At 67.2% G+C, this 10,246-nt stretch carries 9 protein-coding genes; 7 read left to right on the forward strand and 2 right to left on the reverse strand.

The features are described 5' to 3' along the window. From infB to RMN86_RS02995, 3 genes are all read left to right on the forward strand, one after another. A partial coding sequence (gene infB / locus RMN86_RS02985; protein ID WP_309604340.1) for a translation initiation factor IF-2 occupies window positions 1–2,030 on the forward strand: 2,030 nt, incomplete at its 5' end. A 168-nt stretch (window positions 2,031–2,198) separates the two neighbouring features. Then, complete coding sequence (locus RMN86_RS02990; protein ID WP_309604341.1) at window positions 2,199–2,696, forward strand: DUF2939 domain-containing protein; 498 nt, start codon at window positions 2,199–2,201, stop codon at window positions 2,694–2,696. A gap of 176 nt (window positions 2,697–2,872) precedes the next feature. Next, the gene (locus tag RMN86_RS02995; RefSeq protein ID WP_309604342.1) at window positions 2,873–3,772 is read left to right on the forward strand and encodes an ice-binding family protein; all 900 of its coding nucleotides are present in this window, start codon (window positions 2,873–2,875) and stop codon (window positions 3,770–3,772) included. Here the strand turns inward: RMN86_RS02995 and RMN86_RS03000 are convergent. Next, window positions 3,769–4,236, reverse strand: coding sequence for a hypothetical protein (locus RMN86_RS03000; protein ID WP_309604343.1), 468 nt, complete (start codon window positions 4,234–4,236; stop codon window positions 3,769–3,771). The two genes, RMN86_RS02995 and RMN86_RS03000, sit on opposite strands and share 4 nt — an antisense overlap. Window positions 4,237–4,420: 184 nt before the next feature. Between RMN86_RS03000 and rbfA the strand changes: the two genes are divergently transcribed. From rbfA to pnp, 4 genes are all read left to right on the forward strand, one after another. Next, window positions 4,421–4,885, forward strand: coding sequence for a 30S ribosome-binding factor RbfA (gene rbfA, locus RMN86_RS03005; protein WP_309604344.1), 465 nt, complete (start codon window positions 4,421–4,423; stop codon window positions 4,883–4,885). After that, window positions 4,885–5,826, forward strand: coding sequence for a tRNA pseudouridine(55) synthase TruB (gene truB, locus RMN86_RS03010; protein ID WP_309604345.1), 942 nt, complete (start codon window positions 4,885–4,887; stop codon window positions 5,824–5,826). Before rbfA ends, truB begins: the two co-directional genes overlap by 1 nt. Window positions 5,827–5,829: 3 nt before the next feature. After that, the gene (gene rpsO / locus RMN86_RS03015) at window positions 5,830–6,099 is read left to right on the forward strand and encodes a 30S ribosomal protein S15 (RefSeq protein WP_309604346.1); all 270 of its coding nucleotides are present in this window, start codon (window positions 5,830–5,832) and stop codon (window positions 6,097–6,099) included. Between the two features lie 254 nt (window positions 6,100–6,353). Continuing rightward, the gene (gene pnp / locus RMN86_RS03020; RefSeq protein ID WP_309604347.1) at window positions 6,354–8,492 is read left to right on the forward strand and encodes a polyribonucleotide nucleotidyltransferase; all 2,139 of its coding nucleotides are present in this window, start codon (window positions 6,354–6,356) and stop codon (window positions 8,490–8,492) included. Between the two features lie 115 nt (window positions 8,493–8,607). On the opposite strand, the gene RMN86_RS03025 is transcribed toward pnp, so the two are convergent. Beyond that, window positions 8,608–10,246, reverse strand: a 1,639-nt coding sequence (locus tag RMN86_RS03025) for a phosphate acyltransferase (protein ID WP_309604348.1), incomplete at its 5' end; no start/stop codon positions are given.

Below are 10,246 nucleotides of genomic sequence, written 5' to 3' on the forward strand. Positions count from 1 at the left end.
GCGCCACACGCCAGGCGCCGCGCCCCGGCGGCGCGGCCATGGACCGGCGTCCTGACGATGATGACGGCCGCAAGGGGGGCGCCGCGCCCTCCAAGGCGATCAGCCGCGCCAAGGGCGCTCCGCAGCGCCGCGAAGGCCGGCTGACCATCCAGGCGGTCGCCGGAGACGACGAGGGCGCCGTTGATCGGATGCGGTCCCTCGCCTCGGTCCGCCGGGCTCGGGAACGCGAGCGTGAAAAGCGCAAGGGCGGCTCGCAGGAGCAGGCCCGCGCGGCCCGTGAAGTGGTCATCCCCGACGTCATCACCGTGGCCGAACTGGCCAACCGGATGGCTATCCGCGGCGCCGAGATCATCAAGTTCCTGATGCGCCAGGGCGTCATGCTGAAGAGCGGCGACGTCATCGACAACGACACCGCCGAGCTGGTGGCCACCGAATTCGGCCATACCGTGCGCCGGGTCTCCGAAGCCGACGTCGAGGAGGGCTTCATCGGCGCCGAGGACGTGGACGACCATCAGGTCACCCGCCCGCCGGTGATCACGATCATGGGCCATGTCGACCACGGCAAGACCTCGCTGCTGGACGCCCTTCGCGCCACCGACGTGGTCTCCGGTGAGCACGGCGGCATCACCCAACACATCGGCGCCTATCAGGTGCATCTGCCAGACGGCCAGCGCGTCACCTTCCTCGATACGCCCGGCCACGCCGCCTTCTCGGCCATGCGCATGCGCGGCGCGACGGTCACCGACATCGTGGTCCTGGTGGTCGCCGCCGACGACGGGGTGATGCCCCAGACCATCGAGGCGATCAATCACGCCCGGTCCGCCGGCGCGCCGCTGATCGTGGCGATCAACAAGATGGACAAGCCCGGCGCCGATCCGACGCGGGTGATCAACGAACTGCTGCAGCACGAGATCGTCGTCGAGAGCCTGGGCGGTGAAACCCAGGTCATCGAGGTCTCGGCCAAGGCAAAGACCGGCCTCGACAACCTGCTGGAAGCCATTCTGCTGCAGGCCGAAGTCCTTGACCTGAAGGCCAATCCCGACCGCGTCTCCGACGGCGTGGTGATCGAGGCCAAGCTGGATCGCGGCCGCGGCGCGGTCTCCACCGTCCTGGTCAAGCGCGGCACCCTGCGGCGCGGCGACATCGTCGTGGCCGGCGACCACTGGGGCAAGGTTCGCGCCCTGCTCAACGAGCGTGAGGAACAGGTCACCGAGGCCGGTCCCTCCGTGCCGGTGGAGATCCTTGGCCTCGATGGGACGCCGGCGCCCGGCGATCCCTTCGCCGTGGTCGAGAACGAAGCCCGCGCCCGCGAACTCACCGCCTATCGCGTCCGCGTCAAGCGCGAGAAGGCCGGGGCGCCCGCCCAGGGCAACTCGCTCGCCGAAATGATGTCGAAGATCACCGACAAGAAGGCCTCGGAACTGCCGCTGGTGATCAAGGCCGACGTGCAGGGCTCAGTGGAGGCCATCGTCGGCTCCCTGGAGAAGATCGGCACCGAGGAAGTCCGCGCGCGGATCATTCTGTCGGGCGCCGGCGCGATCAGCGAGAGCGACGTCATGCTGGCCAAAGGGGCGAACGCCGCGATCCTCGGCTTCAACGTCCGCGCCTCGAAACAGGCCCGCGACCTGGCCGAGCGCGAGGGCGTGGAGATCCGCTACTACGCGATCATTTACGACCTCCTGGACGACATCAAAGGCGTGCTCTCGGGCATGCTGGCGCCGATCCAGCGCGAAACCTTCCTCGGCAACGCCGAGGTGCTGCAGGCGTTCGACATCTCCAAGATCGGCCGCGTGGCCGGATGCCGGGTCACCGAGGGTGTGGTCCGCAAGGGCGCCCGCGTCCGGATCATCCGCGCCGACATCGTGGTGCTCGAGCTGGGCACCCTGCAGACGCTCAAGCGCTTCAAGGACGAGGTCGATCAGGTCCAGTCGGGCACCGAGTGCGGCATGGCCTTCGCCGGCTTCCAGGACATCAAGGCCGGCGACACCATCGAGTGCTTCACCCTCGAAGAGGTCAAGCGGACGCTGTGATCCTTCGTCACCGCCGATGAAAGCAAGGGCTTCGGAGCAATCCGAGGTCCTTCGCGCTTGGGTCACCGGCTTTGCTCGAGATGGCTTGATGCTGCGGCATAGGACCAGGCCTCGATCTGGCCCTCTTGAAGCGCTATCCATCGATCACCGGCGAAGGGAGCCCGAGCCATGCGCGTCGTCCTGTTGAGCCTGATGGTACTGGCGCTCGCCGCCTGCGCCTCCGTGCAGCGCCTGGATGCCGCCAACGACGTCCACGCCCTGCTGGTCTCGATCCGCGACAACGATGGCGCCGCCTTTGACGCCCATGTCGATCACGACGCCCTGAAGCGGGAGCTTTCCGCCAGGCTCGCCGACCGCATCGGCAAGGACGACAGGATGCAGGGCCTGGCCCGCCTGCTGGGGCCGTCGGTGATCGACTTCGCCGACAAGGCCCTGGTGCAGCCCAAGACCTTCCGCACGGTGGCCGAACAGTACGGCTACAGGTCCGACACCAAGATCCCCAGCGCGGTGGCCATCGCTGCGGCGCTCAAGACCCTGCCGGACGGCCGGGTCTGCGCCACGAAAAAGAAGGACGGCCCCTGTGTCCTGACCTTCACCAAGGAGAACGGCGCCTGGAAGCTGACCAGCTTCGACGGTGATTTTTCAACCCTGCGCCTGAAGCTCTGAGGGCCCACGCAGCCGCACCCGCAACCTATCGCCGCTTGCCGGTGTTAGGCAGCCGAGGGCGCTGACAAAGCGCGCCTGTCCCGCCTGCCGGGGACGCCGTCGCCATCCAGCAGATCGGGTTTGTGAACCGCAGGCCTCGGCATTCGCCGATCGGCGGCGGTTGTCCGGAGGTCGATATGAAAACCCGCAATCCCCGCGGCCCGCGCCTCGGCTGCCTGGCCGCCGTCGCGCCGTTCGCCCTGATCCTGTGCGGCGCCTCGGCGCCCTCGGCGGCGACCCTCCTGCAGACGGCGCGGACCTTCGCGGTGCTCGCCGGATCGACGGTGACCAACACCGGCCCGACGTCGATCTACGGAGACCTCGGCGTCTATCCCGGAAGCGCGCTCACCGGGTTGGGGTCGATCACCCTGGTCGGCGCGGTCCATCTGGCCGATCCCGTCGCCCGGCAGGCTCAGCGCGATGCGTCGAACGCATTCGGCCTGCTCGACAGCCTGCCGTTCACCACCGATCTCAGCGGCGTGGATCTGGGCTCGGTCGGGGTCCTGACGCCCGGGGTCTACCGGTTTTCCTCGTCGGCCCAACTGACTGGCGGGCTGGTGCTCGATTTCGCCGGCCATCCGGACCAGCGGTTCGTCTTTCAGATCGGTACGACTCTGACCACCGCGACCGGGTCGTCGGTGACGGTGCTGAACGGCGGCCCGGGAAGTGGCCTCTACTGGGACGTCGGCAGTTCGGCGACGCTTGGGTCCGGAACCTTGTTCGCCGGCAATATCCTGGCCGACCAGAGCATCACCCTCGTCACCGCGGCAAAGCTGCTCTGCGGCCGGGCGCTCGCCCTCAACGGCGCGGTGACCATGGACACCAACGCCATCTCCAACGATTGCCTGGGGGCCGGCGCCCACGGCTCGGGTCGCGGCGATTTCGGAAGCCACGGATTTGACGGGTCCGGTCTCACGGCCGTGCCGGAACCGGCGTCCTGGGCGCTGTTGATCCTGGGGCTGGGCGGCGCGGGGGTCATGCTCCGGCGTTCCAGCCTGATTGGGAAGGGATCTGAGGTCCGGACGGCTCAGCCCTAAAGCATCAGGATCAGCACCGGCGCCGCGGCGCCGGCGATCAGGATCGCCCACATCAGCGCCTTGCGACGGCTGTAGGCGAGCGCCATCCACAGGCCCAGGAGCGTGGTGGTCGCCACCGCCAGCGCAACAGCGGCGAAGAACCACTTCATCACGGTTGTGGACCTCGCCGGCCGCGGTTCCTCAGCCTTGGCCTCCGGCGGCTTGACGGCTTCCGGAGCCACGACCTCAGGCTGCGCGATCCGGGGAGGATCGACCGCGAAGACGTCGTCCTTGTGCAGCCGCGCCAGCTTCTGCATCACCACCGGCGCGGTCTTAAGGTCGGGGATGCGGAAGGTCTGCAGTGCGCCCGTCAGGGCGAAGAACAGCAGGCTCGGAGCCACGAAGACGCTGATGTAGACGTGCCACTGCCGGATGAACGCGAGCCGCAGGGCCGGATTGGCTCGCGTCGTCTTCGGTTTCGCCAAGATATCACTCCCAGGTGTCAGAGGTTTATGCAACGAAGTCGCAACTGCGAATATTGATGACCGGGCCGCGGCTCAAGCGTCAACGGCGTAGCGCTGGACTCGCCGGCCCGCCAGCCCTAGAAGCCCGGCCTTCCCTGCGTCGGCGCGTCCGATCCGCGTCCCAGGCCCCAAGCGAGCCCTCACCATGAAACGTCCTGCCGCGCCCACCCGCGCCGCGCCGCGCGGCCCTTCTCAGCGACAGCTGCGCGCCGGCGAGCTGATGCGCCACGCCCTGGTGGAGATTCTCCGCGCCGATGAGATCAGCGATCCGGTGCTGGCCGGGGCGTCGGTGACGTTGACCGAAGTCCGCATGAGCCCGGACCTGCGCAACGCCACCATCTTCGTCGAGCCCCTGGGCGGCGGCGAGCGGTCGCACGACATCGTCAAGGCGCTGAACCGTCACCACAAGTTCCTGCGCGGACGGCTGGGCCACGCCATCGACATGAAATTCACCCCGGCGCTGAAGTTCCTGCACGATGAGAGCTTCGACCAGGCCGCGCGGATGACCCGGCTGTTCCAGGACCCGCGCGTCGCCCAGGATCTGGCGCCCGACGCCCCCCCGGGGGGCAGCCTGGCGGATCAGGCCGACAGCCCAGGCGGTCAGGACTAGTGGGCCGTCGCCGCAAGGGCGATTCGGTCTCCGGCTGGATCTGCCTCGACAAGCCCTACGACCTGACCTCGACCCACGCGGTCAGCCGCGTGCGCCGAGCCTTCAACGCCCAGAAGGCCGGCCACGCCGGGACGCTGGATCCGTTGGCCACCGGCATCCTGCCGATCGCGCTGGGCGAGGCGACCAAGACCGTCCCGTTCCTGGTCGACGCCGACAAGGGCTATCGCTTCACCATCGCCTGGGGCCGCACAACGGCCACCTACGACCGCGAGGGCGAGACCACAGCGCAGTCGGACGCGCGGCCCACGGTGGCCGAGGTCGAGGCCGCCCTGCCGGCGTTTGTTGGCGAGATCAGCCAGGTTCCGCCGGCCTATTCGGCGATCAAGGTGGACGGGGAGCGCGCCTACGACCTGGCCCGCGCCGGCGAGGTTTTCGAGCTGGCCGCGCGCATCGTCACCGTCCATTCCGCCCGCGTGGCCGACGCGCCGGACGCCGACCATGTGACGCTGGAGATCGCCTGCGGCAAGGGCACCTATGTCCGCGCCATCGTCCGCGATCTGGCCTTGGCGCTGGGCGCCTGCGGGCACGTCAGCGACCTGCGGCGGACCCGCGTCGGCGGCTTTGACGAGGCCTCCGCCGTGACGCTGGAAATGCTTGAGGATTTAGGGCATAAGGCCCGCCAGTCGGAGCTATTGCTTCCGGTCGAGACCGCCCTGGACGACATCCCGGAGCTGGCCGTGACCGCCGAAGACGCTTTCCGGCTGAAGCAGGGACGGTCGATCGTTCTCGTTCCCCGACAGGTCGAGGGTGTCAAAGCCAGGCTCAAGCCTGGCTCGCGCACCGTTTCAGCCATGGCGGGCGGAAGGATCGTCGCCCTTTGCGAGATGCGCGCGGGACGGCTCGAACCCTCGCGGGTCTTTCTTTTGGAGAGCGGAGACTGATCGATGTCGATTACGGCCGAACGCAAGGCGGAAGTTATCAAGACCCATGCCCGCGGTGACGCGGATACGGGCAGCGCCGAAGTCCAGGTGGCGATCATGTCCGAACGGATCGCCAACCTCACCGAACACTTCAAGACCCACAAGAAGGACAACCACTCGCGCCGCGGGCTGCTCAAGCTCGTGTCCGCGCGGCGGTCGCTCCTGGATCACCTGAAGACGTCCGATGCGGACCGCTATCAGAAGCTGATCGAGACCCTCGGCCTGCGCCGATAGGTTTTAAGACTACTGATTTATCAAAGGCTTATAATTCTAGAACCAGCCTGAGATGAACTTCATCGCCGCTCCCCCGTAACAGGCAGGGGGGCCCATGCGGCACTGGCGACCCCTTCAGTGAGGGGCCGCCGCATACACACGCCGAGGGCTCCAACGAAGTCCTCATCGCCTGTTCATCTGGAGAGGATTTCGGAAGACCGATCCCTGTCCGCCCCCGCCGGGAATGCGCCCGCCGGGATAGAAAGAAGCGACAAATGTTCGACATCAAACGCAAGACTCTCGAGTGGGGCGGCAAGACGCTGACGCTCGAAACCGGCCGCATGGCCCGTCAGGCTGACGGCGCGGTGCTAGCCACCTACGGCGAGACCATGGTGCTGGCCACCGCGGTGTTCGCCAAGACCGCCAAGCCCGGCCAGGACTTCTTTCCCTTGACCGTGAACTATCAGGAAAAATTCTACGCCGCCGGCAAGATTCCCGGCTCCTTCCCCCGCCGCGAAGGCGCCCCGTCGCAGAAAGAGACTCTGACGAGCCGCCTGATCGACCGTCCGATCCGGCCGCTGTTCGTCAAGGGCTTCAAGAACGAGGTCCAGGTGGTGTGCACCGTGCTCGCCCACGACCTTGAAAACGATCCGGACATCGTCGCCCTGGTCGCGGCCTCCGCGGCCCTGGTGATTTCCGGCGCCCCGTTCATGGGCCCTATCGCCGGCGCCCGGGTGGGCCTGGTCAACGGCGCCTATGTGCTCAACCCGACCATCGAGGAAATGAAGGACAGCCGGATGGACCTGGTGGTCGCCGGCACCCATGACGCCGTCATGATGGTCGAGTCCGAGATCCAGGAACTGTCGGAAGACGACGTGCTGAAGGGCGTGATGTTCGCCCACGCCGGCATGCAGCCGGTGATCGACGCGATCATCGCGCTGGCCGACCACTCCGCCAAGGAGCCCTTCGACTTCAAGCCGGACGACACCGACGCCATCAAAGCCGACGTCAAGAAGCTGATCGGCAAGGATCTCGCCGCCGCCTACAAGATCGTCGCCAAGGGCGAGCGCCAGGACGCGGTGGGCAAGGCCAAGGCCAAGGCCACCGAGAAGTTCGGCAAGTCCGACGCCAATCCGGCGGGCGTCAGCCCCAACAAGCTGGGCGGTGTATTCAAGGAACTGGAAGCCGACGTCGTGCGCCGCAACATCCTGGACACCGGCATCCGCATCGACGGGCGCAAGGTCGATCAGGTCCGCCAGATCGTGTCGGAAGTCGGCGTGCTCAGCCGCGCCCACGGTTCGGCGCTGTTCACCCGCGGCGAGACCCAGGCCCTGGTCGTGGCCACGCTGGGCACCGGCGACGACGAGCAACTGATGGATGCGCTCGACGGCAAGTACTATGAGAAGTTCATGCTGCACTACAATTTCCCCCCCTTCTCCGTGGGGGAAACCGGCCGCATGGGCGCGCCCGGGCGCCGTGAAGTGGGCCACGGCAAGCTGGCGTGGCGGGCGATCCGCCCGATGCTGCCGAGCGTCGAAGAGTTCCCCTACACCATCCGCCTGGTCTCCGAGATCTTCGAGTCCAACGGCTCGTCCTCGATGGCCTCGGTCTGCGGATCCTCGCTGGCCCTGATGGATGCCGGCGTGCCCCTGAAGAAGCCGGTCTCCGGCATCGCCATGGGCCTGATCCTGGAGGCGGACGGCTTTGCCGTGCTCTCCGACATCCTCGGCGACGAAGACCACCTCGGCGACATGGACTTCAAGGTCGCCGGCACCGCCGACGGCATCACCTCGCTGCAGATGGACATCAAGATCCCCGGCATCACCGAGGCGATCATGAAGCAGGCGCTGGCCCAGGCGAAGGGCGGTCGAGAGCACATCCTGGCCGAGATGAACAAGGCCATGGAAGCCCCGCGTCACGAGCTGGGCGAATATGCTCCGAAGATCGAGACCATCAAGATCCCGGTGGACAAGATCCGCGAAGTGATCGGTTCAGGCGGCAAGGTGATCCGCGAGATCACCGCCGAGACCGGCGCCAAGATCGATATCGGCGAGGACGGCACGATCAAGATCGCGGCCGCCGAGCAGTCGAAGATCGACGCGGCCAAGGAGTGGATCAAGTCGATCGCCTCGGAGCCGGAACTCAACGCCATCTACACCGGCAAGGTCGTCAAGATCGTCGACTTCGGCGCCTTCGTGAACTTCTTCGGCGCGAAGGACGGCCTGGTGCACGTCAGCCAGATCGCCAACGAGCGGGTCAACAAGGTCTCCGACGTGCTGACTGAGGGCCAGTCGGTGAAGGTCAAGCTCCTGGGCTTCGACGACCGCGGCAAGACCCGCCTGTCGATGAAGGTCGTCGACCAGGAAACCGGCGAGGACCTGTCGGCCAAGCAGGCGGAAGCCGCGGACGCCTAGAGGCGTTCGACCTCCGCTGAACGGAATGGGGCGGCCGCGGCGATGCGGTCGCCCTTTTTCTATGGATGGCTATCGGCAAACCGCGTAGCCCGTCTGCGGGGAGAGGCGGAGGTCGCTAGCCGTCAATCTCCACCAGCGGCCGGTCGTAGGCGCAGAAGGTGGCCATGTGCAGGATCTTGGAGACCGAGGCGGAGAGCGGACATATCTGCACCGCGCGGTCGAGGCCCAGCAGGATCGGGCCGATCACCGTGGCGCCGCCCAGGGACTGAATCAGCTGGGTCGAGATCGCCGCGGAGTGGATCGCCGGCATGATCAGCACATTGGCCGGACCGGACAGGCGCATGAACGGATAGTTGCCGCGCGCCTCCGGCTCCAGCGCCAGCTCCGGCGGCATCTCGCCCTCGTATTCGAAATCGACGCCGTCGAGCTCGTCCAGCATGGCCACGGCCTCGCGCACCTTTTCCGAGCGCAGGCCCATCGGGTTGCCGAACGTCGAATAGCTCATGAACGCCACGCGCGGCTCATAGCCCAGGGTGCGGACCGCGCGGGCCGCCTCGATGGCGATCTCCACCCGGTCGGCGGCCTCCGGCATTTCGGTGACATTGGTGTCGGCGATGAACAAGGTGCGGCCCTTGGCCATCACCGCGCTCATGCCGATGACGCGGCCATCGGACGCCGGATCGATGACGTTCAGCACCTCTTCCAGCGCCTGGTCAAAGTTGCGGGTGACGCCGGTGACCATGCCGTCTGCGTGGCCCAGAGCCACCATCGAGGCCGCGAACACGTTGCGGTCCTGATTGATCAGCCGCTGCACGTCGCGTCTCAGGAAGCCTTCGCGCTGCAGACGGCCATAAAGATAGTCGACGGCGGCGTCGTTCCACGGCGAGAGTCGGGCGTTGATCACCTCGATCCCGGTTTCCAGCGGGTCCAGCCCGGCGAGGCGCATATTCTCGTGGACCAGGTTCTCACGGCCGACCAGCACCGCCTGGCCAAGGCCCGCCGACTGGAACGCATAGGCCGCCCGGATCACGCTCAGTTCCTCGCCCTCGGCGAAGACGATCTTGCGCGGCGGGGCCGACATCACCGCGCCCTGCAGCTTCTGCAGGAAGGCCGCCGTGGGATCCAGCCGCTGGGCCAGCGAGGCGCGATAGGCGTCCATGTCCTCAATCGGCTTGCGGGCCACGCCGGTGTCCATCGCCGCCTGGGCGATGAACGGCGGGATATAGGAGATCAAACGCGGATCGAACGGCGTCGGGATGATGTACTCCGGCCCGAACTTCAGCTGTGCGCCGTGATAGGCGGCGGCCACCTCGTCGGGCACATCCTCGCGCGCCAGCATCGCCAGGGCGTTGGCGCAGGCGATCTTCATTTCCATGTTCACCCGCCGGGCGCGCACATCCAGGGCGCCGCGGAAGATGTAGGGAAAGCCCAGCACGTTGTTGACCTGGTTCGGATAATCGCTGCGGCCGGTGGCGACGATGGCGTCGGGCCGCACGGCGTGGACTTCCTCAGGCGTGATCTCCGGGTCCGGATTGGCCATCGCGAAGATGATCGGCCGCGCCGCCATGGTCTTCACGTGGTCCTGGGTCAGGGTGCCCTTGGCCGACAGGCCGATGAACACGTCGGCGCCCTTGATGGCGTCGGTGAGGTCGCGGGCGTCGGTGTCGACGGCATGGGCGCTCTTCCACTGGCTCATATCCTCGGGCCGGCCGCGCCAGAGCACGCCCTTGCGGTCGACGGCGATGACGTTGTCG

It is taken from the genome of Phenylobacterium sp. (assembly GCF_031360265.1).
Taxonomy (GTDB): domain Bacteria; phylum Pseudomonadota; class Alphaproteobacteria; order Caulobacterales; family Caulobacteraceae; genus Phenylobacterium.

Bases quoted from the DNA above. Each gene is read 5' to 3' on its own strand.
- RMN86_RS02990 (WP_309604341.1), top strand. From the start codon at position 2,199: ATGCGCGTCGTCCTGTTGAGCCTGATGGTACTGGCGCTCGCCGCCTGC.
- RMN86_RS02995 (WP_309604342.1), top strand. From the start codon at position 2,873: ATGAAAACCCGCAATCCCCGCGGCCCGCGCCTCGGCTGCCTGGCCGCC.
- rbfA (WP_309604344.1), top strand. From the start codon at position 4,421: ATGAAACGTCCTGCCGCGCCCACCCGCGCCGCGCCGCGCGGCCCTTCT.
- rpsO (WP_309604346.1), top strand. From the start codon at position 5,830: ATGTCGATTACGGCCGAACGCAAGGCGGAAGTTATCAAGACCCATGCC.
- pnp (WP_309604347.1), top strand. From the start codon at position 6,354: ATGTTCGACATCAAACGCAAGACTCTCGAGTGGGGCGGCAAGACGCTG.